The sequence below is a fragment of the Exiguobacterium sp. s121 genome, from assembly GCF_018617245.1.
Taxonomy (GTDB): domain Bacteria; phylum Bacillota; class Bacilli; order Exiguobacteriales; family Exiguobacteriaceae; genus Exiguobacterium; species Exiguobacterium profundum.
The window spans coordinates 1-25,463 of sequence record NZ_JACSJV010000001.1 but is presented as its reverse complement, the minus strand read 5'-3'; the positions used below and the strand labels follow the sequence as shown (position 1 = coordinate 25,463).

Genomic DNA, 25,463 nt, shown 5'->3' with positions numbered 1-25,463 from the left:
TCAGCCCTCTACCGGCACAGAGACGGTGTCTAAGATGTAACGGATAATGTCCTGTTTCGTCGATTTGATGCCTCCTTCAAGCGTCAACGTCAAACGATGGGACAAGACATAAGGTGCCACGGCTTTCACATCTTCCGGAATGACGTACAATCGATCGTTCAGATAGGCATAACTTTGAGACGCTCGCATGAGCGCGATGGCTCCACGTGGACTGACACCGACCTCGACGGATGCATGTTCCCGGGTCGCGTGAACGAGCCCGAGTAAGTAATCGAGGACATCATCTTGAATCGATACTTGCTTCACTTCCTCCTGAGCACGGCGTAACTCGTCTAACGTCGCAACCGCCTCTACGATTTTCCTCGTTTGGCGCATCACTTGTAAGAGGAGTTCTCTCTCTTCCGCAACATCAGGATAACCGACTGGAATCGAAATCAAGAAGCGATCGAGTTGGGCATCCGGTAAGGGGAACGTCCCCGCTGATTCAATCGGGTTTTGCGTCGCGATGACGAAAAATGGTTTCGGCATCGGATATGTCTCTCCCCCGATGGAAACTTGTCGTTCTTCCATCGCCTCAAGCAAGGCGGACTGCGTTCGTGGAACCGCTCGGTTGATTTCATCAATCAAGACGATGTTCGCAAAGATTGGTCCTTGGCGATGATCGAACGTCTGCGTCTGCATGTTGAAATAGTCTGCTCCGATCACATCAGACGGTAACAAGTCGGCCGTGAATTGAATCCGGGAAAACACCCCGTCGAAGCTAGCCGCAATTGTTTTGGCAAGTAACGTTTTTCCCGTGCCTGGCACATCTTCTAATAGAATATGTCCTTCCGCGAGTAACGCCGTACAACAGAGGCGTACGACATCCTCTTTTCCTAAATACACTTCGTTCAACTGTTTGATGACCTGCTCCATGCCCATATGACGACCTCCATTTTTTTGTCTTAATCAAACTTTACCTTTTTATGGTAAGATAAACAACAAATAGTCTGAAAATTCAAAAGGAGGTACCCTCTTGCGCTGGACGAACAAGTTTCTTCTCATGATTGTCGCCACACTCCTCGGCACCTTTACGATAATGGTGATTGCGACGAGTGTATTCGAGTGGCTCTATAACCCGGAAACGATACGGGTCGAGGAAAGTCATAGTCTTCCAACTGATCTCCTATCGGATGAGGATGATGGAATTTTAATTGGTGAATCCAAAGCAGATTACCCGTTTGAATTGGATCCTCAAAAAGGAAAACATCACTTTTTTGAGAGAATCACGGGATCTGGAGAATCAACACGACGAAATCTCGGACTATTCGTCGCTTTGATCGCATTCTGTTGCTTCAGTTTCTATGTCTATCGAAAACGAAAACGGCATTTGACGAACGCACGAGATGATGATGATTCAAGCATAGACCCGCTTGTAGAATCGCTACAACACAAGAACGCCTCGTCCGTTTCGACGCTCACAGCGTTCACGAACGTCCCGATTCGCGATGCACTGATCACATTCAACCAATCTCTCGTACCAGTCAAGCGATTGCGTGCTCATGAGACATTGCAAGAGTGGTTCCAACGCATCGATTTACCGATGAACCCGTCCGTTTATCATGCGGTTCGCTACGGCACCTCTTCAGGTGTGACGATTTCTGAAGAAGATACACTTCACTTCAAGAGAACACTCGATACCTACGCGACACGTCCTCACCCCGAGTGAGAATGTGCACAGGTTCTGCTTTTTCATCATGAATGATAAAATGGTGGAAAATGTCAGTTAAGGGGATGGAAACATGAAACGATGGGCGATATTCGGATTAAGTGCACTTTTACTCACGGGTTGTACAGATACGGTGGCAGACAATCCAATCCCAATCGAATCACCCGATGAACCCATCACCGAATGGACGCGTGAGGACTTTAAAGACGTCTATGACCAATACGAACAAACGAAACCGCTCCTTACTGCCCTTGAACAACAAGGAATCAAACCGTTTCGGGAGACGTTCGAACGGGTCATCATCGCCGGCAACGGTCTCGAGCATACGTATGCGGATATTTACCCATTTAAGCTCGATGACGGGACGTATGCTACCATTTTCGATAGTCAGGACGGAACGGTGATCAATGGTTCTGAGTCGGTCGCTCCGCTATTTTGGCAAGAGGAATCCTTCCTTCAATACGTCGAAGAGATTGAAAATCGGAAATTCGGTACAAGTGCCCCACCTACCGATGTCGTCCTCACGCAGGATGAATTCCAAACGGTCTATGACCGCCATGCCTACACGTCAGCCCTCCTCGTCGAACTCGATGAAGCGGGCGTCGAACTGGCACGGGAGCCAATCGATGACGTGATCATTGCCGGGAACGGCGTGACCGAAGTCACTGCCGACTTGTTCGTATTCGATGTCGAGAGCGGGTATGCCATCGTATATGATCAGGACGGAGAAATTTTAAAAGGCCCCGAATCCATCTCACCGCTCTTTTGGAACGAGAAGGACTATGAGGACCTGTTAGCCAAGAATGAAAGTTAATGCGTGTCACGTTGTAACTTACGATATTCCAGCAACAACTTGAGCCATTGTGCCGGTTTGTCGCTGGAATCTTTTTTGTCCCGACGATGTGCTGTGACGTAGGTGTGCCATGAGATGGCCCGATACACGCATCCCAATTCCTCCGCAATCTTCATATGACGCTCGAGTATTTCTGTTGGCGCGACGTGTCTCCATTCTTTCAAATAAACCTTTCGTAACTCATGGATTTTCTCTATCCATAATGTATCGTCCTCTTCCGGCAATAAATCGAACAAGATGTTCCAAAAGACACGCATGCTAAAGAATGGATGTGTGATTGTCGCATCTCCCCAATCGAGAATCACCGGTTGATTGCTTTCAGGCTCCCAGAAAATATTCCCTCCATGCAAATCGCCGTGGTCGAGACTCATCGGTATACCACTTTCTAGTTCTTCACACATCGACAGAAGTTCAGGTTTTAGTGCCAACACTTCTTCCCGCTGCACCCGCTCCAGATTTAGACTCATCTCAACGAACGTCGATTCGATTTCCTCCCTGAGCATAGACGGACGACGGTCTGGAACCCCCATTTTTAAAAGTTGCTCCGTCTCACCACTCATTCGTTGCTGTAATTTGGCATACTCTCGTAGCGCAACCTCATACTGTTCCTGATCAGGTACATCACGTAACGGGTGACCGGAAACTTTTCGCAAGATGAACCATGGATGAACCGGATGCACAGCGACTACGTCTGGCACGAGCCCAGGCAACATATGAGCAAGATATTGTGACAACATTCCTTCACTCTGACTGATTGAAGTGACCGCTTTAGCATAGACGCCATTGCCATGAACCAGATACGTCAAATCCGTATCTTTTTCTAGATGCCACGTCTCATTCGAAATATATTCATCAATCCACTGATCAAACTCATGCTTGAGATCAGTGTTTTCCCAGAAAACAGATAGTTGTTCCATATTCGTCCCCTTCCAATTTATGCTATACTCAAATCAATAAACGACCACTAGGGGAGCCTTCGGGCTGAGACGGCATTTGCCGGACCCTTTGAACCTGATCTGGCTCATACCAGCGTAGGGAAGTGGCTTGGAATACGTCTCTGTATGTCCACGCCATTTTTCCGTCTGGAAACGTGGCGTTTTTATTTTGAAAGGAGACTATTCATGCGTATTCAACAACTCACTTGGATGGCGATGCTCGTTGCCATCGCCGTCGTCGGTTCGATGTTCATCTCGATTCCTACAGGTGTCGCCCGCGCTTATCCGATTCAACATATGGTGAACGTGATTGCCGCAGTCACCGTCGGTCCAATCGGAGCCGTTCTCGTCGCTTTCGTCACCGGACTCATTCGCGTCATGACCGGTACAGGATCACTGCTCGCATTCCCTGGTGGCATGATTGGCGCGTTTCTTGCCGGCATTTTCTTCGTTCGCACGAACCGCGTCTATGCGGCCGCTCTCGGAGAAATCATCGGGACCGGCGTCATCGCTTCGTTGATTGCCGTCCCGTACGCAAAACTGTTGATGGGTTCGACGTTCGGTGCATTTTTCTTTGTCCCGGCGTTCCTTGCCTCTAGTTTGACGGGCGCGCTTCTCGGTTGGCTCGTCTTGTCGCGTGTCAAACAGTTGCGACCGAGCGTACTCAAATAAAAGCTCCCTTTTTGGATGAAAATGGTAAACTATAGACAACATCTACAGAGGAGGGGTTTTATGTCTCGTTTCAATCAACTTGTAGCGGGTGGTATTTTGTTGTTTTTGTCCGGACTCTTATATACGCTCGAACGCATCGCACTCTACATACGTTGGTACGCCGAAATCTCAACCGGGAGCTGGTTGGAAAAACCATCGTTTGTCGATCCATTTCTCCAAAACTGGTTCGTTACCTTGTTTCTCTTTGCCGCTATCCCCTTCTTCTTGGCAGCTATGAATGTCACGCAAAAAATAAGTCCATCCGAGAATCCGACCGACTCATGACGGTCGGTTTTCTGTATGATAGACCCAAATCGCTTCACCATTCCATTCATCGATTAAGCCGCTGTCGACAAAGCCGTTCTTCGCATAAAATCGTTTCGCGACTTCATTCTCTTGATGGAGACTGAGGATGATATCATCCACGTCGTATTGTGTCTGGATGAATTCCACTGCCATGCGTAGGCACTTCGTTCCAATGCCTTTCCCCTGTTCGTTTTGATCAATCATGAAACGGTCGAGCCACATGTAACGTTCTGACTGGTTTTCCGCTCCGACCATCATGAAGCCAACCGGTCGCTCGCCTTCATAAAATGCAAAGCTCTGCCAATTGTATTTCGTATCCTCAATCATCTCTCGAAGGGATTCGGCATTCGTCTCGATGAATCGAGATTGTTTCTCGTCCACTGTCAGGGCGATGACCGCCTCTCGATTGACTGCATCAACCGGTTGAATCGTGATTTCGTTTACTTTCATACATTCACCTCATTGATTTTCTCTCTTCCATACGATTTCTCCCGTAAAAAGTTTCTTCTCCCGTATCTTCGAAGGCTTGTATTCGCTACACTAACAATAGAAAAGGAGGGGATCTTATGTTCCGAATCGGAAGTATCTTTATTCCCGTATCAGATGTAGAACAGTCTCTGAACTGGTATACAACTTATTTTCATGCCCAAGAAATCGGGCGCTGGGAAGGGGGCATCGGAATCTGTCTGCCAGATGGCTCAACTCAACTCGGATTGATTCAAACTACTTCAACGCAACCCACAACATTTAAGGATGCGTCCGGACAAGCCCATGTTTATTTCAATATCATCTGTGAAGACATCCAGCTCGCGTATCAATCGTTCGAACAAGCAGGGTTAATTGCGACCCCGCTTCACGATTTCGGTGGTATGTCCTGTTTTGACGTACGAGACCCGGATGGACATACGATCAGCCTCATCTCAGAAGAATTGACTTCCCCGTTCCACCGTGATCGAGTGAAAGAGTTGCAAACGAAAGGAAACAACCAATGAAACAAATCCATCATATCTGTATCCAAACCCCGGATTATGCCGCATCGAAGTCATTTTACGAAGCGCTCGGTTTTGAACTCGTCCAGGAGTCGCCAAACTTTCATACGCGTGACTTCAACAGTTGGCTCAAGCTCGGTGATTTTTATATTGAGCTCCAGACTGCTAAAGCGGATGAAACGTTACAAGACTACTCGAAACATGCGGCCGGTCCCGTCCATTTCGCCCTCTATGTAGATGACCTCAAAGCGGAAGTCGCACGACTCGAACAACTCGGCGTCACGTTTTTACCGAAGCACGGTGGCAACATCTACTTCGTCGTCGATGGACATTTAAGTAAATTAAAAGCACCGGAAGGAACCATCATTGAACTGCGTGATACGTTCGAGATTACATAATCAGAGCTTCACAGTTATCCAACAAAACCAGGTCCATGTTTGCATGGGACCTGGTTTTGTTATGCACTCTTAAAGACATAGATGTCCTATTTGAAGTAAAACGAATATATCACCTCGGTCATGAAAGCTCACGATTTTTTCTAAATGACCGTTGAAGTGAAATGAATTGTGCGACCAGAAGTAACCCATTTGAAAGAAGTGTCATTGCTAACAAGTCCACCCAAGAGTAAACCACTACACCCGTCACCTTTAATGCTATTGCCACTCCAGCAAACAAAACAGCAAACTTCGATGTAGAACCAATCAGTTTCCTTAGTTCCATTTTATATTCAGATTTCTCAACAACGTTTGCATACTCCATACCTGAGACAATATAACGAATCCATACATAGAGACTTAGAATTGCTATAACACTCAATAAAATATATGAAGACTCAGTGTTGAATATACCTGAAAATCTATTCAATAGAACGACTACTCCCAAAAATCCAATGAACAAAACGAAAGCCTCGGCTATAAAGTACAACATCCGCCTTTCTTTATATTCGTCATTTGGTAAAAACATTGTGACCCATGATTCTTTCATCTTTTACTCCTCCCAGAATAAATCATTTAGAGTGACGCCCAGAACCCTCGCAATGGCAATACAGAGTTTCAAAGAGGGATTATATTTATTCGATTCGATCAAACCGATTGTCTGTCTAGTCACACCGATCGCCTCTGCCAAATCGGTTTGAGTAAGATTCTTTTCTACTCGATGTTCTTTTACTCTATTTCCCATGTCTGTCTCCTAATTTAGTTGCGCAATACCTAAAATGTAATATATATATTCCATTAACGCAATATATATATTACATATTTTTGATTACGAATGAATCTCCATCACACTTTCTACGTTTTCTCTGTTCATAAGAAAGGAAAGGATACAGTAACTACATTTTGAGTTAGGAGATCACTAATGAAATATCTCGATTATTGGAGCTACTTGTCACTCTCTCTGGCAAAGCTCTTCTTTTTTAGCTGGTTGACCGCGACGGCGTTCGACTTCTCGTTTTTCCTCATCAATTTGGCGACGATTTTGCTCCTGACGAGTTGGGCACTCGCCGTGTCTTATCCGATCCGCCGATGGATTTTATACGTTTCTCTGTTCCTGCACAGTACCCTGCTCGTCTCGGACGTCTGGTACTATCGCTATTTTGAAGACTTATTATCCGTCGCCTTACTATCTGATATCGGGCAGATGGGAGATGTCGGGGGTGGCTTCTTGACGCTCATCCGCCCAATCGATGCGTTCTTCTTCATCGACCTCATCATCTACGGTTTGATTTTGCGTTATATGAAACGTCATCCTGTCCGTGAAGGGAAGCGGAACGGAAGACGATTGGCGCTCGCTGGCTTCGCACTCGGATTCCTTCTCTTCACAATCCCGCTCACCCTCAGTTTTCAGCGTGGAGAAAAGTGGATCGCAGATGACCCCATCTCGAATATGCGTGAATACTATCATCTTGGATTTTGGGGCTATCACGCGATGGATGTCGCCCGAGGCGTCGAACGTGCTATGGGATGGAACGAAGCCCTGACAGACGAAGAGCGTTCTCAAATTCAAGCACTCTCTTATCAAGAATTAAGTGCCCCAAGTCCAGATACGAACGTTATCGTCTTACAACTCGAATCATTCCAAACATCCGTCATCGATCAACAGATTGATGGACAGGAACTGACCCCGAATTTGAACCGACTGCGACGTGACATGCTTTACTTCCCGAACGTGTATCATCAAACGCATGAAGGGCGAACGTCTGATGCAGAGTTCATCGTCAACACGTCACTTTATCCTGTCAAATCTGGTTCCGTCTACACGCGTTTCCCGGGAAATCAATTCAGCGCGCTCTCTCAATCCTTGAATGAGGCGGGCTACGATACGGCAGCCATGCATTCGTTCCGAAAAGACTTTTGGAATCGCGATGACTTTTATGACAATATCGGGTTCAATCATTTCTTTAGCGACAAAGACTACCCCGATCAAGGAATCATCGGGATGGCACTCAACGATCAGGAATTCTTAAATACGTCGGTCGGATTTATGGAAGAGTTGGATGAACCATTTTACGCATTTTTAGTCGCTTTAACGAGTCATACACCGTACGATATCCCGGAAGACGAGAAGCGGTTGGACCTATCTGATATCGACGATCCCCTTCTCGAAAACTATTACCATACCGTTCATTTCGTCGATGCCGCTGTCGGTCAGTTCATCGAACGATTGAAACAAGATGGTTTCTGGGATGAGACGCTTCTCGTCATGTATGGTGACCACGATAGCGGTCTGACGGCACCAGGAGAAGAGATGGCTACCCTCGAAGAAGTGAACTCGACGGTTGACGCGTTTCAACTTGACCGTGCTGTCCCTCTCTTCATCAAACCACCTGGACCGACGACAGGAGAAGTCATGGAGGCGAGTGGTGGACAAATCGATATCGCCCCGACGATTCTCGATTTACTTGGAATCTCTCCAGCATATATGCTTGGCGACTCCCTATTAAATGATACGTCAAATCTAACCGTCTTTCGGACGGGCGCTTTCCGATACGAAGATCATTACTATGAACCAGACTTGACCGAACGTGCTGGTAACGGCACATGCTATTCCATTGAGACGGAAGAACAAGTCGCATTCGATCGATGCGCCCCTTACATCGACCGCGCGGCCAGTCAACTCCGGCTCTCGGATACCATCATCGAGAAAGATGCCCTCTCGCAAATGAGTCCATGAAAAAACTCCCGAGCTATTTGTCTCGGGAGTTTTGTTCAGTAAGCTTTACGCAATGTCGCGATATCAAGCTTTTTCATGGGCAGACATGCCTGTACGACCTGTTCAATCTGCTCTTGCGAACCTACCGTCATCATCTCTTCCATTTCCCACGGGATGATTTGCCAGGAGACGCCATAGTGATCTTTCAGCCAACCACACTCCTCTGCTTCCGGTACAGCCGATAGCCGCTCCCAGTACGAATCGACTTCTTCTTGCGACTCACAAAAAGCGATGAGCGACTGGGTCTCGTTAAACGAAAATGTATGATTTTCATTACTGTCCATCACGACAAATTCTCGACCGGATAAGACGAAACGAGCATAGTTGATTTTCCCGTCAAGCTCGTCCCCGTCTTCTTCCGTGTATCGTACCGTATGTCCGTCCAATACATATGAATCTTTGAAAGTAGAGATCCAATCGTTCATCGCCGCCTCGGCACGACCGAACGCTTCTTTGACAAACAATAGACATGGCGTCACGAGCTGAATGTCCATCCCGCCATCATGCATGATTTGCCAAGAAACCCCGTAGCGGTCCTGCAACCACCCATAACGCTGACTGAAGTCGTAAGTGTCTAATGGAATCAAGATATCCGCTCCGTCAGATAATCGTTCCCATAGCGCATTGATTTCTTCCGGCGTCGGAAGCGACACCATGTAGGAAATGGACGGATTCCGTTCTTGCACCGTCCCTCCCCCAAGAAACTGAAAGAATTGTCCAGCGAGTGATAGCGTCACAATCGTCGTATCGCCTGCTGGTGAACTTGAAAATCTCGTCGTATAGTCGACAAACGAATCTGGAAAGATGGATACATACCACTCGGCAATCTCTTCAACGTCCTGCTCAAACCAAATACATGGAATCACGGGTTGCGTAATCATGAGAATATCTCCTTTCAGACTTCATGCAAACGATAGACCTCACGGACGGCGAGAAGCTCTCCGGCTTCATCACGATACGCCTTATAGTGCGACGACTGGATATGGTGATTGAGTGCATTTTCATCCTTATACTTTTCATAGAAGACAAACGTACCTGGTGAATCGATCGCCTCGTGAAGAACGTACGCGAGACATCCTTCTTCCGCACGCGACGGCGGAATCACACGGTACAGCGCGTCACGTAACGCCTCTTCTTTTCCGGGATGGGCTTTCAAGATTGCAGTAATGACGATTTCCATACAGTATTCCTCCTTAGATAATGGACCTGCCTTTCTGTTCCCGAATCCACTACAATCTATCCCAAAAAACGGATATCTCATCATACGAGACATCCGTTTCTGCTTATGACTTTTTCTTTTGTTGGAATGGCCACCAGACACCATCGCCAAATGAAATCGTAATGGCTGGGATCAAGAGGGGTAACACAATCAAGCCATACAATAACAAACCGGTGATGACGATTGTCGCGATCTGGACGAGACTGAGCACGCCTGACGGAATCATGGCACCGAACGTCCCGGCGAGGATGACCGCGGCTGTCATAATGACGGTACCCATCTTCGTCATCGAGTGGATGAGCGCCTCACGGACCGTCTTCCCATTGATTGTTTCTTCCCGGAAGCGATCTAACAAGAAGATGGAGTAGTCAATTCCAAGGGCAATCAACATGACAAATCCAAAGAACGGAACGGCCCAGCTAATCCCGTCATAGCCGAGTCCTTCTACAAAGATCAGCTCTGTGATTGCCGCTGACGTATAGTACGTCAAGAGAAGCGAAGCAATCATATAGAGTGGCATGATCATCGAGCGGAACAGCGCTGTCAAAACGATGAACAACGTCACGAGCATGATGGCTACCGTTCGATTGAAATCATTCGTCGATGTTTCATTTAAATCGCTATTGATACTTGAAATCCCGGCATATCCGATGGTCGCATCCGCATATGGTGTTCCCGTCACGGCACGATTCATCGTCTCTTTGATTGTCTCGACGGTATCAATCGCTTCTGGCGAATACGGGTCCATCTCTAAGACGACCTCGAGCTGAGTCGCCATTCCTTCATCGAAGACATAGCGTTCGACAGCAGGTGAGAACTCATCCGATGTGAGCGTCCCTTCCGGAAGATACACACCAGTCTCCCGAAGCGCATCTGCTTCACTCAACTGTTGTAAGAATGAAACGGCTTCGCCGAGACCAGACTCAATTTGCCCTAGCCCGTCGTTCGCTTCCGCGACACCTGTCGCCAGTTGCGCTAACCCACTACCAAGTTCACCGACCTGAGAACCTTGTGCATTTAAAGCGGACGCCGCTTCGTTGATTCCTGACTCAATTTGTGTGAGGCCAGCTGATACTTGACCGAGCTGTCCGACTGCGGCCGGGATGTTTTGAGTCGCTGTCAATCCTTGCCCAATGAGACCAAGTTGACCATTCAACTGATTCAGCCCCGCTGCTGCTTCTGCAAGCGGTGCCCCGGCATTGGTTGAACCACTTGGCAATTGCTCGACAATCCCGTTCAATCCTTGCTCAATCTCATCCAATCCAGTTTGAACATCCCCGAGACCCGTCTGCGCTTCAGACAAGCCATCGCTGACTTCACTGAGCTGCGTATCGACATAAAAATCGTCGATGACTTCACCAGTAGGACGTGTGAGCGCACGGACACCATTCACACCTTCGACTTTTTCAAGCTCACTTGCAAACTTTTCGATATAGGGAACTTCTGATTCTGTAATGGCTTGATCTTGTCTCAAAATGACTTGTACCGGAAGGGATTCCCCTTGACCGAACCCTTCTGAGATCAAATTCAGTCCACGAACCGAATCGTACCCGTCTCCAATCTCATCGACCGTATTGAACGAACGGGCATCGTCATATGTGAATAAGACGGGTACTGTGATCAACCAGACGACCAAAATCGATACGAACGGGCGATTGACCGACAATCGGCTCAAGCTAGCCCAAAGCTTGCTGTCATGATGCTCGCCTGCCTTCTTCGACGGCCAAAACAGCCGCTGTTTGAGCGTCGCCATAAAGAACGGGACGACCGTGAAAAGAATCAGCAGCAACACCGCAATCCCGACTGCGACGGCGACCGCTGATTTGAAGATTGGAAAATCAGCAAATCCGATGGCGGCAAAACCGACGAAGACCGCGAGTCCACTGATGAGGACCGTCCGTCCTGCCGTCTTGTACGTATTGACGATGGCGTCTTCGATGGCATGTCCTGCACTGAGTTCTTCTTTATAACGGCTAAGAAGCAGGATACAGTAGTCTGTCCCAATCCCGAACAAGATGGCGACAAGGAAGATCTGCGTGTAGTTGGACACCGGGAACCCGAACCAATCCACGAAGAACGCGACAAAGGATTGACTCAATAGATAAGTGAATCCGACCGCGATGAGCGGGATGAACGGGGTCACGATGGAACGGAAGACGAGAAGGAGTAATCCAAAAATCAACACGACCGTGATGATTTCTGTCTTTTTCAACCCTTCCTGTGCACTTAGATTCACATCATTGTTAATGATTTCTTCCCCGGTGATATATACTGTCTCCTCTTGCGGGAGCACGTTTTCACGGACATCATCAGCAAACGCATTGATTTCTTCCGTCGTACCTTCTACCGTGATGGGGACGAGGACGATGCGTCCGTCTTCTGAGACAAGCTGTGCCTCTGTCTCCTCGTTTTCGAACGGATCGAGAACATCTGTCACGACCGTTTCATTTTGTTTAAGTTCTTCGATGACACGCGCGACATCTGTTCGCTCCGTCTCTCCGATTGATTCAAACTCATAGACGAGGGAGATGGTCTTGTCACTCTTCCCGGCTTCATCTAAAATCGCTTGTGCGCGTTGTGAGTCCATGTCGTCCGCAAGTTGGAAGCTCCCTGCCTCTTCTGCTTGTTTCGTTAAGTTCGGTGCTGCGACAAATAATGCTGCCGTCAATACGATGAGGGAAATGAAAATTCCCCAGCGCCATTGAATGATTTTATGCATGTGTTATTCCTCCCCGATTCGGAGCAATTGCTTTATTTTTCGGAACGTCCGAACAAACTGCTCGATTTCAATTTCGTCTACTTCTCCATCGATGAGGGATTCCACATATCGATAGACGGCACCGTCCACTTCTTCGACGAGCCGTTTCCCTTCTGGGGTCAATTCAATCAATCGTTCCCGTTGATCTTGTCCTCGTCGACTCGTGACGAGTCCTTTTTCGACCAACTTTTTCAGGCGATTCGAGACCGCACTTTTATGGACACCTTGTTTTTGCGCCAATTGCCCAGCAGGAGTTGGTCCAAACTGATCGAGTAACTTCAACAGTTGGAGCTGTTCACGCGAATACTCGCGCCATACGTCTCCCTCCATCGCTTCGATGACATGTTCCGTCCCATGGAACATCACTTCTTCAAACAACTGCACCGCTTCGCGCATCAATGCTTTCATTTTTAGTTTACCCCCTAAACTAGATGATTATAGTTTATGCCCTAAACTAAATGGCGTCAAATAAAAAGACCGATAAGGAGTGCCCTTATCGGTCCATGTTCTTTTCGATGGTTTCTGCCACACGTAACCCAGACAGATAGGCACTTTCGAATCGCGTTCGTCCGGATGGATCATCGGACTCAAGGAAGATGTCCCCTGCTAAATAGATGGGATGACGGCTTACTTGATAAAACGGTTCATGCCATACGTCTTTCGCTTGCGCGTAACGCCAGCGTTTCAATTGTTTTGACACGAGATTGATATCGCCAACTTCCTCTCGGAATAACCGCTCAACTTCTGCAAGTGTCTCCGCTTCTGGTCGCTCATACCAGTCCTCACTCCACGCCTCTTCCATATAGACACTTACGAGTGGTGTCGCAGAGATGCCTTTTTGCCGATTATCGACGATTTTTAATACACCAGGTACCAGTTCTTGATCGAGAATACCGTCTGCTCCAATCTGCACATCACCGGCACATTCAAAAAGACCGACGAACGTCGGCGAATATATAAGACGACGTAACGCGGGCTTGATCTGGTCGACCAAACTCCCTAGTAGTTCGAATGACTGTGGAAGCGGTGCCGTCATCACGACTCGATCATATGAACGCGTCGTCACGTCTGTCATGACTGTGACGGTTCCGTCTTCTTCCACTTGAACGTTCTCCACTCGTTCATTCAACTGTACGGTCAAATCTTCAGCTAAACGCTTAGCGAGGGCATTCATCCCATTAATCGCGACATAACGTGGATAAGGGTCGGCATACCAGACTTGCACCCAGTTCACATTCATCCACGACCGCACCTCTCGTTCGAGCTCTTTTCCACGCACCGTGAAATATACCGCTCCATGGTCTGCCCGTCCGTCACCGATTCGACGCGTCGCTAAGCGTCCCCCGACGCTTCGACTCTTTTCAATCAGTTCAACGGCATGACCTTGACGCACGAGTTCACGCGCTGCGATGATTCCGCTCAGACCGGCCCCGATGATCCCAATCTTCATTCCGCATTCCCCTTTCTCTTCATGAAGATTGTAGCACGTTCCTTCAATTTACCCTCTGTTTGATATGCTTCAGGCTGGCTTGTTCCATTGTTCGTCGTAAGCCCGACGCGTATCTTCATACATGACAGCGAAGCGCGCAACTACTAACGGGCGAACAAGGGAAGTCGCAACTAACAGCGACCAGGATGACAAAATCGGTAATTTGAAAACAATACTTAACGTGAAACCCGTCAAAAAGACCGGAATCATTGGCAGGATCAATTTAAATGCTTCCCACTTCTGTCCACGCATCATCCCACGAGATTTTGTAATTGCTTCTGTTGGGGACAAATGAGGCTCATCTCGCAATATAAAGAAAGTGAATGCGTAAGAAAAGTACTTTATGATTCCTGGAACGATTAGAAGCAGCCCCCACAATAGTTGGAAGAGAACCATGAGTAGGAATGTGGCTAAATTTAAGCGGTAATTCTTCCGAAACGGTTTAAATACATCTTGAAAATGCAATTTCTTATTTCGCACCGTATCTAAAATGATCCAGCTGTATCCGATATACATTGGAAGAGACATCACATATAGGATGAGTCCAACCACACTGGTCATCATAAGAATAGTAGAACTGTGTTGGATGCCGTAATACGTCGGATCTATCATAAGCCACACTTCTACTAAAATCGCCATTGCAAAAGACCAACCGATGAGTTTCCCCGTTTTTCCTTTCAAGGCATCATGTGTCCGTTCTGTCCATGTTTGAATCATTCTACATCTCCCCCTGACTGATACTTTTATATACGGAGCATAGTAAGCACACGTTTCAAATTCATATAAAAAAGCAGAGATTCACTCTGCTCGTTCGTCCGCTCGATATTCCAATATGTCTCCCGGCTGACAGTCGAGTGCTTCGCAAATCGCTTCAAGTGTCGAGAAACGAATCGCTTTGGCCTTTCCGTTTTTCAATATCGATAAGTTCGCCATCGTGATCCCGACTCGTTCCGACAGTTCCGTCACACTCATTTTCCGTTTCGCCAACATCACATCCAGATTCACAATCATCGCCATTTCTCTCACCTCATACCGTCAAATCGATTTCTTGTTTCATGTCGATGGCGCGCTTCAATAGTTTCTGTAACAACTCAGCGAAAACCGCAATGACAAATGCGGCGAATACGAAGACGAATCCGATGACTAAAAATCCTGGCGAGTCGTCTCGCTCAGCGAACCAATAGAAGAACGGGAGTGTCGCCATATAGATGGCCGTGATGGTCAACGCACAATATTTAATGACACGAAGTGCTTTCACCGACCGATAGGAGAATGCCTCATTCCGATCAATCAATCCAAGTAAGATGAATGACTGTGACAAGGCAACGAAAAAGGGAATCGCTGCTACATACATCCCTCCAATAATCGGTCGCATCGAATTTGCAATCCATCCTCCGCTCTCCACCGCCTCTCGCCAAAGGAAAGGGAGTAAAAAGATACAGGCCGCGAGAATCGGGAGCGACAAGACAATCACTGCTAGTTTCAAAAAGATGGTTTCCCGTTTCATCTGCCAAACACCTCATTTAGTTTTATTTTCTTTATCATATGCTATGATTTATTGTTTATCAATAAATATTTATCGAAAAAAATAGACCACGAGATGTACTCGAGGTCTATCACATTCATTTCATTGCTTCTAATTCACTTTCGGTCACCCATTTATGGTTTGTGACCTCTTCCCCGTCTTCGGTCGTGTAATCAACCATGTAAACGGTCGTCTCTTCCACTGTATCGATTGTCGCTTCTGCGCCGTCCATCCCTTCCATATGGTCGGCGGCCAATACGACCTCATCCCCTTCAGACAACGGTTCCTCATCTGGATTGTCCAATTCTTCGTGAATCACCCATTTGTGATCCTCTACCGGGTCACCGCCTGTTGTCGGTGTATAGCTGACGGCGTAGACGGTCGTATCGTACGCACCGACAATCGTGGCCTCCACACCTTCCATCCCTGGCATGTGATCCGCTGTCATCATCGCGGTTGATCCGACTGGAAAAGTCGGATCACTGGCTTCCATCAGCCCGTCTGGAACTTCTCCAGACCCGGAGTGATCCATCGCTGAATGGTCCATGCTTTGCTCTTCTGACATCTCCATCGATGTGTCCTCTGCCGTATCCCCACAAGCGGCCAATGATGTCGCGAGAATCATGACACCGAGACCTGTCATCCATTTCTTCTGTTTCATCGAATCTCTCCTTCTCTTCATTTTCATGTTGAGTGTACCCGTTCCGGAGAATGAACAGACATATTTGAGAACATTACGATGATTTGTTAACTCATTGCAACAAAAAAGACCAAAATCCCGAAAGATTTTGGTCTTGAACATTATTCAACCGTTACAGACTTCGCCAAGTTACGTGGCTTGTCGACATCGCAGTCACGAGCAAGTGCTGCATAGTACGAGATGAGTTGAAGTGGAAGAACCGTCACGAGTGGCGTGAGAAGTGGTTCAACACGTGGAAGAACGAATGCGTCGTTCTCGTGTTCCATTCCTTCCATTGAAATCGTACATGCGATGGCACCACGCGCCACAACTTCTTTGATGTTTCCACGGATGTTGAGGTGTGTGTTCGGTTGAGACACGAGCGTGATGACCGGTGTCCCGTCTTCAATCAAGGCGATTGGACCGTGTTTGAGTTCCCCACCTGGGTATCCTTCTGCTTGGATATATGAGATTTCTTTCAGCTTCAATGCGCCTTCGAGACCTACATATGAATCCAATCCACGTCCGAGGAAGAATGCGTTACGTGACTCTTTCAAGAACTTGTCTGCAAGCTCTTCAAAGATTTCTTTTTGTGCCATGATCGAGTCCATCGTTGTCGCAACGAGTGCAAGTTCTTGCATGAGATCAAACGGAAGTTTCTTCCCGTTCGCACGAGCGATGTCATACGCGAGAATCGCGAGGACGGCAATCTGTGCCGTGTATGCTTTCGTCGAGGCGACCGCGATCTCTGGTCCTGCGTGGAGGAGCATCGTCTCGTTCGCTTCACGTGACAATGTCGATCCTGCCACGTTCGTTAACGTGAGCGCTTTATGGCCCAATTTTTTCACTTCGACGAGGACGGCACGGCTGTCCGCTGTCTCACCTGATTGTGAGATGAAGAGGAAGAGTGGCTTCTCTGTCAAAAGTGGCATGTTGTAACCGAACTCTGATGCGACGTGTACTTCAGTCGGTACACCTGCAACGCGCTCGATCAATTGCTTCCCGACAAGACCAGCGTGGTAACTTGTACCACATGCGACGATATAGACGCGGTCTGCTTCCGAGACGAGTTCACGCACGCCTTCTGCGAGCTCGATGTCGCCGTTCTCGTTCTGGTAGTGCTGGATGATGTTACGGATGACGGCTGGCTGTTCGTCCATCTCTTTCAACATGTAGTGCGCGTACGTGCCCTTCTCGATGTCTGACGCATCGATTTCGGCCGTGTATGGTGCACGCTCGAGTACTTCGCCGTCGAGCGTCTTAATCGTCGCCGCCTCACGTGTGAGGATGACGATTTCACCGTCGTGGAGCTCGAGGTACTGGTCTGTCACCTGGAGCATCGCCATCGCGTCTGATGCGACGACGTTGAACGTGCCGTCCCCGAGTCCGACGAGGAGCGGTGACTTGTTCTTCCCGATATAGAGGCGTTCTTTGTCCTCTGAGTCGATCATCGCGATCGCGTACGAACCGTGGAGGTCCGAAAGCGTCTTGCGGAACGCCGCCTCGACATCACCGAGCTCGACGAAGTGCTTCTCCATGAGCTGGACGATGACTTCCGTGTCCGTCTCTGAAAGGAACGGAACGTCGAGCGTCTTCTTGATGAGCTCGTCGTTCTCGATTACGCCGTTATGCACGAGCGTGAAGCGTCCTGTCGTGCTTTGGTGCGGGTGGGCGTTCGGTACGCTCGGTACCCCGTGTGTTGCCCAACGTGTGTGGCCGATTCCAATCGTGCCGTCTACTTCTGCTGGGATGATTTCGCGTAGCGCAGCAATGCGACCGACTTCTTTGTGAACGTTGACATTCTCATGCATCAACGCAAGACCTGCCGAGTCATAACCACGGTACTCGAGTTTTTCAAGACCTTTGAGAAGGACTTCCTTCGCTCCGGTATTCCCAATCATTCCTACAATTCCACACATAAACAAATCTCCTCTATTCTTCGATTTCTCGAAAAAGGAAACGGGCTTTTTCTAAGAGCTGTCAGTACACGCTTCTTTGTCCGTCCGGTCGCCCGGGCGTTTTAAAAGCATGTTTGTCGTCGTGACAGGCGACGAGGAGGCATCCGCCGAAATCTCGATAACCTCCAACCTCGTCAACTCCGCAGAGTTCTGGCGCTTGTTCGTACTCTTGTGTCCTTCCGTTTCCAAGGTCACGCTCTTAATAGTACAAATCACACCCCCATTCGTCAAGAAAATCCGCTGTTTTCTCGATGACAAAACGGAAACAAAAAGGGAATCCGATGTGGATTCCCTTGTGTTATTCCCGGTTTTGAAAATTTTATCCGTCTACACCGTAATCTTCGCGTACGACTTGTGCGATTTTTTCAACGTAACGGTCACACTCTTCCGCTGTCGGGGCTTCAGCCATGACACGAACAAGTGGTTCTGTACCTGATGCACGGACGAGGATTCGACCGTTTCCGGCCATTTCCGCTTCCGCTTCTTGAATCGTTGCCAAGACACGCTCTCCGTTCATCGCATCGTTTTTATTCGTCACACGAATGTTCACGAGCTTTTGCGGATAAACTGGCATCTCTGCCGCTAATTCAGACAGTTTACGCCCTGTCGATTTCACGATTTCTGCCAATTGCACACCAGATAACATACCGTCACCCGTTGTCGAGTGATCGAGGAAAATCAAATGACCTGATTGTTCGCCACCGAGTGTATATTGATGTTTTTTCATTTCTTCAACGACATAGCGGTCGCCAACTGCTGTTTGAAGCGCCGTCATGCCCGCTTCTTCAACAGCTTTATGGAAACCGAGGTTACTCATGACCGTCGCGACAATCGTGTTGTCTTTGAGACGCCCTTTTTCACTCAAGTATTTCCCGCAAATATACATGATCTTGTCTCCGTCGACGATTTCACCGTTCTCGTCAATCGCAATCAAACGGTCTCCATCCCCATCAAAGGCAAGGCCCATGTCCGCTCCTTTTTCACGGACGAATTCAGCCAAATGCTCAGGGTGTGTCGACCCGACACCTTCATTGATATTTAAACCGTTTGGCGAGTTTCCGATCGTCGACACGTTTGCTTCTAAGTCTGCAAACAGTCGAGCCGCAAGGCCACTCGTCGCTCCATGTGCACAGTCGAGTGCGATGTGAAGACCATCAAAATCTTCTTCTACCGTTTGTTTCAACATTTGAAGATACTTTTGCGCGCCTTCGTAGTAATCCGATACGAAACCGAGATCTTTACCTGTCGGACGCGGGAGCGTATCTTCCGCAGCATCTAAGATGTCTTCAATTTCTTGCTCGGTCGCATCGTCTAATTTGAAACCATCGCTACCGAAGAATTTGATTCCGTTATCCGCCACAGGGTTATGCGATGCTGAAATCATGACACCTGCCGTCGCGTCGAGCGATTTCGTCAAGTAAGCGACTCCAGGTGTTGAAATGACACCGAGACGCATCACTTCTGCACCGATTGAGAGAAGACCCGCAATCAATGCACCTTCAAGCATATGTCCCGAAATCCGTGTGTCACGACCGATCAACACTTTCGGCTGCTCGCCTTCTGGCAAATGTTTCGACAACACGTAGCCACCCGCACGACCTAAACGATATGCTAATTCCGCAGTTAACTCAGAGTTGGCAACACCGCGAACTCCATCTGTTCCAAAATATTTACCCATAAGATTAAATCCTCACTTTTGTATGATTGAACATCTTTATTGAATGGAAGATGTTTCTGTTTCTTCATCGACACTCGTCAATTGAACATCGATTGTCTTTGGCGAGATCACGGTCACGCCTTTTGGTACTTCATAATCTGCATCGACCGCATGTGTTCCGCTCGGCAATCCGGTAAGATCTAACGTCACGTTGACACTGTTTGATGAGATGCTTTCAAGAAGGGAACGTTTGCCCGAGAGCGTCACGCTGACCACTTCTTGCGTTTGAATCGTGTAATTCGTCCGGTCATATCCACGGACAGTGATGGGGACGGTCAACCGAATCCGCTCTGTCAATTCACCCGTGTCATCTTTCGTCTCATCATTTGGACGAACGAGCACCTGGACTTCTACTTCTTTTTTACCGAGTGAAGTCACTCCTTCCGGAAGACGAAGGGTAGCGGTCACTTTTCCCGACTTCGTTAAATCGTCAAGTTCAATCGGTTCTGTCTCCACTTGCTGGAGTTCATCTAGCACCGCTTTTGGTGCAAAGACACGGACTTCCGTCTCACCTAGCAACGTATCAACTAAGCGGAAATCGTCTGCCACCTCTCCGCTCGTGACGACCTCGATTGGAATCATCGCGCTCTCGTCATAAATCGGTACGGTGACATTGATGATATTCGGATCGACCGACACGTTCAACGGATTTCCATTCGCATCTAAAATGGTCGGTGGAATTTCTCGTGTGAACGTCTGACTTTGATTGGCAACATCCACATTCAACGTGATTTCTTTGACGTTTTGAATCCGACTCGCACCACCTGTGACTTTTACAGTCGACGGTTCGATTTCGACATCGCCCGCGACTTTTCCGTCCGGTAATTGATCTTTGTTCAACAGATTCACGGACACAGGGACTTCAATCGTTTGTTTCCGATCGATATAGATTTCGACAGTCTCTCGATCTAGTTTGACATTGACGTCTCCGCCGAATCCACGCGCTTCGACCGGGACACGATGGAATCCGGTGCCAAGATTGGTCAAATCGACGAACACTTGATAATCTTTCACCAATTTCGTCATCGTTAAACTACTAGATGGCCCTTGAAGCTCGACACCCATCTCTTCCGGAACATTATATGCGACATACTGGACCTCATCAAAAAACACTTCGACCGGCACATCGAGCGTCATGGAACTTTGTCCGACGATTGGCAATGCGCTAGATGCGTTATTCGAAGAACTGGTCTCAGCGACCATTAAGTATAAAAGGACGGCTAAAGCAAGTGCGATGAAGCGGAGAAACCACTTATGTTGTAACCACTGATCAATCACTTACTTATCCCCTCCTTTTTTGCCGAAGAACGAGAGGGTCGCCTCTTTTTCTTCGATGACGAGTTCTTGAATTAATTTATTGCGAAGCGCTTCTTCGTCTAGTTCCCGATACAAGCGGCCCGCGATTGCAAGTGAGACTGCTCCCGTTTCTTCTGAGACGGTAAGAGTGACGCTATCCGTCACTTCACTGACCCCGATGGCTGCTCGGTGACGTGTCCCGAGTGCTTTATCGATGTGCGGGCTTTCCGAAAGCGGTAAATAGCAAGCTGCCGCCGCAATTTTCCCGTCCTGAATAATCATCGCGCCATCATGAAGCGGCGTATTCGGAATGAATAAGTTAATAATCAACTGAGATGTGATATGCGAATCCATACGAATGCCGGTCTCCACATATTCGTTCAATCCCGTATCACGTTCAATCGCAATCAATGCACCGATTCGCCGTTTTGACATGTACTGTGCGGAACTGACGATGGCTTCAATCATTTGTCGTTGTTGCTCCTCATCACTTGTTCCCGTACGACTGAATAAGTTACTCGTTCGTCCGAGATGTTCAAGACCACGTCTCAACTCTGGCTGAAAAATGATGATAATTCCGAGGAGACCGTACGTGATCACCTGATTTAGCAAGAACTGGAGCGTCTTCAATCCAAAGAAACCGCTCAAGAACCAACTGACTAGAATGATGGAAATCCCTTTAATTAATTGTACTGCTTTTGTCCCACGCACAATCATCATCAACTTATAAATGACATACGTGACGACGACGATATCTAAAACATCATTCAAATAATCGTACCAATGTACGTTTTCTGAAAGATTTAAAAATGAGAAAAATGATACTTGTTCAAGTAGCGGCAAATGCTCCCCTCCTCAACTACCTAGCTAAATCGTGCAAATTCCATTATATCATCATTTCTATAGATACGCATTGCGTCACGTCAAAACGAAACCAGATTGAAACGAAAAAAAGACGCCGGAAGCGTCTTTAGAAAAGTTGTTTCATCGAGTACCAAATCCATTCGAACATCTGATCGATCTGTTCGAGTTCACCTGTCACTTGACCGGCACTTGCTAAATAGGCACGACCATTGACGGCTGTCGCGTTTCCATTGACGGTACCTTCAATCCGTAAATCGCCACCTTGGACCGTGATGTCTTTTTCAACCGTGACACCGGCCGGGACAATGACTTCATTCTCAGATACGATCACACCTGGTACTTTTGTATAGGTCATCGTCTCTGAAGCGCTGCTCCATAGTCCGAGTGTCGCACTAGACATCAAACTAAAGAACAGTACGGCCGCAATCAAACCTGGGTGCCGTTGCAACCATAGCATTTGTTTCGAGTGCGGTTTGCGTTCTTTTCGAACCGGTTTTGATAACGGTACGACGGAATCAGGTGCTGTCTGTGCAGGAGTTTCAGGTAAAGCGGCCATCACTCGGGCCGTAAAATCTGCTGATAACTTTGGACGAGGCAATGCTTTCAGTTCTGCGTCGATTCGTTCATATTGTAGATACGATTCATATAATTCATCGTCCTCTAACAATTGACGCAATTCGTCAGATTCTTCGGGCAAAACGCCATCTTCCAAATATTGTTGTACTTTTTCTTCAGGAGTCAATTGAACCCCTCCCTATTTTGAAAGATTGTTTTTAACATTTCTCTTCCCCGGAAGATCCTTGTCTTAACCGTTGCGACCGGCATGTCGATCATCACGCTGATTTCTTTAAGCGACAAATCATCCACATATTTTAATAATAACGGAATGCGATATTTGTCTGGAAGTTGCTTGATTGCCTCATGCATTTCACTTCGAATTTCGCGATGAACCACTTGGGCATCGGGTTGGGGCGCTTCATCAGCTAAGTGGTCTTGATAAGTCAAACCGTCTGTACCCGCAATTTCGGCATCCATCGAATATTCCGGCTTCCGCTTCCTCAAGCGATCGATGGCAACGTTTGTCGTGATTCGATAGAGCCATGTTTTGAACTTATATTGCGCGTCATACGTATCGATTCGTGTATAGGCACGAATGAACGCCTCTTGGGCAGCGTCCTCTGCTTCGCCACGATCATACAAAATTTTATAGGCGATTGCAAAGACGCCATCCTTGTATAGTTCTACCAGTTCGGCAAACGAATCGTGATTCCCCGCCCTCAATTCATCAACCAAACGGGTGGTCAGCCGTTCCATCAATCCACTTCCCCTCTCCGCTACACATGCGGTCATCTCTATATACGTCTTGATATTGAAATGGTTTCAAAAAATCAAAAAAAGTTTCCATCCCCATTGTAGCAAACGGGTTTGGAAACTGTAAGGAAATCAGACGGTTTCGCCTTCCAATAACAGGTTTTCTTTAGATTTTATAATCGTTTCACATAAGCGATAGGCCAACTGAGCCGTCACGTCATCCCGGTCTAATGCCGGATTTAACTCGACGAGCTCTACTGCGATCAAGTCTTCTGCTTGCATCGCTTCTTTTAAAATCGCTTTGGCTTCGACTTCTGTTAAACCGCCGTCAACCGGTGTACCTGTTCCAGGAACGAGGGATGCATCGAGACTATCCATATCGAAACTGATATAAAAACGGTCTACTCGTTCACGAAGATAACTCAATGACTCTTTCATGATGACATCTACGCCACGCGTACGTACTTCTTCTACTGTAATGACTTTGATGCCGAGTCGATTGATTTCATTCATTTCTCCTTCATCGATATCACGCAGGGCAATATAAACTAAATGCTCTGGTGATAGCTTCGGATCACGTCCACCCACTTCTGTCAGACGCACGTCGCCCATCCCCATCGCTGCCGCAAGTGGCATTCCGTGAATATTCCCCGACGGTGATGTTTCGCCTGTATTTAAGTCAGCGTGAGCATCCACCCAAATGACTCCATAAGGACCTGTTTGAGCCAATCCAGCAAGAGTACCGATTGCCATACTATGATCGCCCCCAACGATCAAAGGGAATCGATTTTCCGAAATTTCACGATGTACGACTTCTGCCAATTCCGTGACGGTATGCAAGACACCATCAACCCGTTTTAAGTGTTCTTCATTTTCTCGAATTTCAGATTCTGGCAAGACACGAATCGTATGTTTGACCGTTTCTGTCGGAAGAAGTTGTTGCATCCCCATTTCATTTAACTTTGTCGGTCCTTGATCGACCCCTAATTTCCCCTGACCGTAACGCAGCGGCACGTGAATATATGACCATTGCATCGCCATTCCCCCTTTATACGCTTAATAATTAAATTGTAAACGCTATCATTTGTTTGGTTCAACTCGGCAATATTATGAATAAACATGCAAAAAGGCAGCCTGAATGGTGGCAGGCTGCCTTTCTCTGTACTCTCAATTGAATGGTTCATGGTTTTAGGCAAAAAAAAACTTAAGTCATCACTAACTTAAGAAAAAAACATATGGTGGAGCCTAGCGGGATCGAACCGCTGACCTCCTGCGTGCAAGGCAGGCGCTCTCCCAGCTGAGCTAAGGCCCCAATACAGGGATAAGAATATGGAGCGGAAGACGGGATTCGAACCCGCGACCCCGACCTTGGCAAGGTCGTATTCTACCACTGAACTACTTCCGCAAAAAATGGTGAGCCATGCAGGGCTCGAACCTGCGACCCTCTGATTAAAAGTCAGATGCTCTACCAACTGAGCTAATGGCTCAAACCTGGTGGGGGGGGGCGGATTCGAACCGCCGAACCCGAAGGAGCGGATTTACAGTCCGCCGCGTTTAGCCACTTCGCTACCCCCCCGAGGAGTGCCGGCGAAAGGATTCGAACCCTCGACCCTCTGATTACAAGTCAGATGCTCTACCAACTGAGCTACACCGGCATATATATAGGTTTGATGTAATAAATAAAGATGGTGGAGGATGACGGGATCGAACCGCCGACCCCCTGCTTGTAAGGCAGGTGCTCTCCCAGCTGAGCTAATCCTCCATATTGGTGACCCGTACGGGATTCGAACCCGTGTTACCGCCGTGAAAGGGCGGTGTCTTAACCGCTTGACCAACGGGCCTAAATTGGCTCCGCAAGTAGGATTTGAACCTACGACCTACCGGTTAACAGCCGGTTGCTCTACCACTGAGCTATTGCGGAACGATCTTGCCTGG

Annotated in this window: 28 protein-coding genes, 8 tRNA genes and 1 riboswitch; of the genes, 7 read left to right on the top strand and 29 right to left on the bottom strand. The window is 47.7% G+C overall.

The genetic code is table 11. From position 1 onward, the window contains the following. On the bottom strand, positions 1-921 hold the full coding sequence (locus tag KOG47_RS00180; RefSeq protein ID WP_215243562.1) for an AAA family ATPase: 921 nt from the start codon (positions 919-921) through the stop codon (positions 1-3). Between the two features lie 94 nt (positions 922-1,015). On the opposite strand from KOG47_RS00180, the gene KOG47_RS00175 reads away from it, so the two are divergent. Together KOG47_RS00175 and KOG47_RS00170 are read left to right on the top strand one after the other, a co-directional pair. Beyond that, entirely contained in the window at positions 1,016-1,708 is a 693-nt protein-coding gene (locus tag KOG47_RS00175; protein WP_215243561.1) for a hypothetical protein, read from the top strand. 73 nt (positions 1,709-1,781) lie between these two features. Further along, entirely contained in the window at positions 1,782-2,522 is a 741-nt protein-coding gene (locus KOG47_RS00170) for a hypothetical protein (RefSeq protein WP_196431412.1), read from the top strand. Here KOG47_RS00170 and KOG47_RS00165 read toward each other — a convergent pair. Beyond that, positions 2,519-3,478 carry a phosphotransferase family protein gene (locus tag KOG47_RS00165; protein WP_196431413.1) on the bottom strand — a complete coding sequence of 320 codons (960 nt, stop codon included), beginning with the start codon at positions 3,476-3,478 and terminating at the stop codon, positions 2,519-2,521. The two genes, KOG47_RS00170 and KOG47_RS00165, sit on opposite strands and share 4 nt — an antisense overlap. A gap of 39 nt (positions 3,479-3,517) precedes the next feature. Beyond that, a riboswitch (TPP riboswitch) is annotated at positions 3,518-3,616 on the top strand. Positions 3,617-3,682: 66 nt separating this feature from the next. Between KOG47_RS00165 and thiW the strand changes: the two genes are divergently transcribed. Beyond that, positions 3,683-4,168, top strand: a complete 486-nt coding sequence (gene thiW / locus KOG47_RS00160) for an energy coupling factor transporter S component ThiW (protein WP_047794734.1) — start codon at positions 3,683-3,685, stop codon at positions 4,166-4,168. A 60-nt stretch (positions 4,169-4,228) separates the two neighbouring features. Next, a complete protein-coding gene (locus KOG47_RS00155; RefSeq protein WP_012727621.1) occupies positions 4,229-4,492 on the top strand; it encodes a hypothetical protein in 264 nt (87 codons plus the stop codon). Here the strand turns inward: KOG47_RS00155 and KOG47_RS00150 are convergent. Further along, positions 4,487-4,963 carry a GNAT family N-acetyltransferase gene (locus KOG47_RS00150; protein ID WP_084543024.1) on the bottom strand — a complete coding sequence of 159 codons (477 nt, stop codon included), beginning with the start codon at positions 4,961-4,963 and terminating at the stop codon, positions 4,487-4,489. The two genes, KOG47_RS00155 and KOG47_RS00150, sit on opposite strands and share 6 nt — an antisense overlap. A gap of 116 nt (positions 4,964-5,079) precedes the next feature. Here KOG47_RS00150 and KOG47_RS00145 point away from each other — a divergent pair, with 116 nt between their 5' ends. Beyond that, positions 5,080-5,505: a VOC family protein gene (locus KOG47_RS00145; RefSeq protein ID WP_074035394.1), complete on the top strand. Its 426-nt coding sequence runs from the start codon at positions 5,080-5,082 to the stop codon at positions 5,503-5,505. After that, complete coding sequence (locus KOG47_RS00140; RefSeq protein ID WP_074035393.1) at positions 5,502-5,900, top strand: VOC family protein; 399 nt, start codon at positions 5,502-5,504, stop codon at positions 5,898-5,900. The genes KOG47_RS00145 and KOG47_RS00140 overlap by 4 nt, the downstream gene beginning before the upstream one ends. A gap of 118 nt (positions 5,901-6,018) precedes the next feature. On the opposite strand, the gene KOG47_RS00135 is transcribed toward KOG47_RS00140, so the two are convergent. Beyond that, complete coding sequence (locus KOG47_RS00135; RefSeq protein WP_196431414.1) at positions 6,019-6,486, bottom strand: hypothetical protein; 468 nt, start codon at positions 6,484-6,486, stop codon at positions 6,019-6,021. A gap of 3 nt (positions 6,487-6,489) precedes the next feature. Continuing rightward, the gene (locus KOG47_RS00130) at positions 6,490-6,681 is read right to left on the bottom strand and encodes a helix-turn-helix transcriptional regulator (protein ID WP_031421892.1); all 192 of its coding nucleotides are present in this window, start codon (positions 6,679-6,681) and stop codon (positions 6,490-6,492) included. A 177-nt stretch (positions 6,682-6,858) separates the two neighbouring features. Between KOG47_RS00130 and KOG47_RS00125 the strand changes: the two genes are divergently transcribed. Further along, entirely contained in the window at positions 6,859-8,673 is a 1,815-nt protein-coding gene (locus KOG47_RS00125) for an LTA synthase family protein (protein WP_214690344.1), read from the top strand. Between the two features lie 35 nt (positions 8,674-8,708). Here KOG47_RS00125 and KOG47_RS00120 read toward each other — a convergent pair whose 3' ends face one another. The 24 genes from KOG47_RS00120 to KOG47_RS00005 form a co-directional block, all read right to left on the bottom strand. Beyond that, positions 8,709-9,593, bottom strand: a complete 885-nt coding sequence (locus KOG47_RS00120; protein ID WP_215243560.1) for a VOC family protein — start codon at positions 9,591-9,593, stop codon at positions 8,709-8,711. A gap of 14 nt (positions 9,594-9,607) precedes the next feature. Beyond that, complete coding sequence (locus KOG47_RS00115; protein WP_215243559.1) at positions 9,608-9,892, bottom strand: putative quinol monooxygenase; 285 nt, start codon at positions 9,890-9,892, stop codon at positions 9,608-9,610. A gap of 103 nt (positions 9,893-9,995) precedes the next feature. Then, complete coding sequence (locus tag KOG47_RS00110) at positions 9,996-12,650, bottom strand: MMPL family transporter (RefSeq protein WP_215243558.1); 2,655 nt, start codon at positions 12,648-12,650, stop codon at positions 9,996-9,998. A 3-nt stretch (positions 12,651-12,653) separates the two neighbouring features. Then, on the bottom strand, positions 12,654-13,097 hold the full coding sequence (locus KOG47_RS00105) for a MarR family winged helix-turn-helix transcriptional regulator (protein ID WP_078147853.1): 444 nt from the start codon (positions 13,095-13,097) through the stop codon (positions 12,654-12,656). Between the two features lie 85 nt (positions 13,098-13,182). Continuing rightward, positions 13,183-14,139, bottom strand: coding sequence for an NAD(P)/FAD-dependent oxidoreductase (locus KOG47_RS00100; RefSeq protein ID WP_215243557.1), 957 nt, complete (start codon positions 14,137-14,139; stop codon positions 13,183-13,185). A 69-nt stretch (positions 14,140-14,208) separates the two neighbouring features. Continuing rightward, positions 14,209-14,895 carry a DUF975 family protein gene (locus KOG47_RS00095; RefSeq protein ID WP_215243556.1) on the bottom strand — a complete coding sequence of 229 codons (687 nt, stop codon included), beginning with the start codon at positions 14,893-14,895 and terminating at the stop codon, positions 14,209-14,211. Between the two features lie 81 nt (positions 14,896-14,976). Then, positions 14,977-15,195 (bottom strand): helix-turn-helix domain-containing protein, encoded by a 219-nt coding sequence (locus KOG47_RS00090; RefSeq protein ID WP_012727632.1) that lies wholly within the window; start codon positions 15,193-15,195, stop codon positions 14,977-14,979. A 10-nt stretch (positions 15,196-15,205) separates the two neighbouring features. Then, positions 15,206-15,685, bottom strand: coding sequence for a DUF2975 domain-containing protein (locus KOG47_RS00085; protein ID WP_078147856.1), 480 nt, complete (start codon positions 15,683-15,685; stop codon positions 15,206-15,208). Positions 15,686-15,800: 115 nt separating this feature from the next. Then, positions 15,801-16,364 carry a YdhK family protein gene (locus KOG47_RS00080; protein ID WP_215243555.1) on the bottom strand — a complete coding sequence of 188 codons (564 nt, stop codon included), beginning with the start codon at positions 16,362-16,364 and terminating at the stop codon, positions 15,801-15,803. Between the two features lie 140 nt (positions 16,365-16,504). Continuing rightward, positions 16,505-18,301, bottom strand: coding sequence for a glutamine--fructose-6-phosphate transaminase (isomerizing) (glmS, locus tag KOG47_RS00075; RefSeq protein WP_159563147.1), 1,797 nt, complete (start codon positions 18,299-18,301; stop codon positions 16,505-16,507). Between the two features lie 358 nt (positions 18,302-18,659). Further along, positions 18,660-20,018, bottom strand: a complete 1,359-nt coding sequence (glmM, locus tag KOG47_RS00070) for a phosphoglucosamine mutase (RefSeq protein ID WP_078147859.1) — start codon at positions 20,016-20,018, stop codon at positions 18,660-18,662. A gap of 36 nt (positions 20,019-20,054) precedes the next feature. Continuing rightward, positions 20,055-21,335, bottom strand: coding sequence for a CdaR family protein (locus KOG47_RS00065; RefSeq protein ID WP_196431523.1), 1,281 nt, complete (start codon positions 21,333-21,335; stop codon positions 20,055-20,057). Then, complete coding sequence (cdaA, locus tag KOG47_RS00060) at positions 21,336-22,196, bottom strand: diadenylate cyclase CdaA (RefSeq protein ID WP_012727638.1); 861 nt, start codon at positions 22,194-22,196, stop codon at positions 21,336-21,338. A 127-nt stretch (positions 22,197-22,323) separates the two neighbouring features. After that, entirely contained in the window at positions 22,324-22,959 is a 636-nt protein-coding gene (locus tag KOG47_RS00055) for an RseA family anti-sigma factor (protein ID WP_211782062.1), read from the bottom strand. Further along, complete coding sequence (gene sigW / locus KOG47_RS00050; protein WP_012727640.1) at positions 22,956-23,531, bottom strand: RNA polymerase sigma factor SigW; 576 nt, start codon at positions 23,529-23,531, stop codon at positions 22,956-22,958. Before sigW ends, KOG47_RS00055 begins: the two co-directional genes overlap by 4 nt. Before the next feature lie 129 nt (positions 23,532-23,660). Further along, positions 23,661-24,563, bottom strand: coding sequence for an arginase (rocF, locus tag KOG47_RS00045; protein WP_074035370.1), 903 nt, complete (start codon positions 24,561-24,563; stop codon positions 23,661-23,663). A gap of 201 nt (positions 24,564-24,764) precedes the next feature. Next, positions 24,765-24,840, bottom strand: a tRNA-Ala gene (locus tag KOG47_RS00040). Between the two features lie 18 nt (positions 24,841-24,858). After that, positions 24,859-24,933 (bottom strand) — tRNA-Gly (locus KOG47_RS00035). 6 nt (positions 24,934-24,939) lie between these two features. After that, a tRNA-Lys gene (locus KOG47_RS00030) sits at positions 24,940-25,015 on the bottom strand. Positions 25,016-25,020: 5 nt separating this feature from the next. Continuing rightward, positions 25,021-25,104, bottom strand: a tRNA-Tyr gene (locus KOG47_RS00025). 6 nt (positions 25,105-25,110) lie between these two features. Next, positions 25,111-25,183 (bottom strand) — tRNA-Thr (locus KOG47_RS00020). A 31-nt stretch (positions 25,184-25,214) separates the two neighbouring features. Beyond that, a tRNA-Val gene (locus tag KOG47_RS00015) sits at positions 25,215-25,290 on the bottom strand. 4 nt (positions 25,291-25,294) lie between these two features. Next, positions 25,295-25,369: transfer RNA gene (locus tag KOG47_RS00010), tRNA-Glu, on the bottom strand. A gap of 5 nt (positions 25,370-25,374) precedes the next feature. Continuing rightward, positions 25,375-25,449: transfer RNA gene (locus tag KOG47_RS00005), tRNA-Asn, on the bottom strand. Positions 25,450-25,463 lie beyond the last annotated feature (14 nt).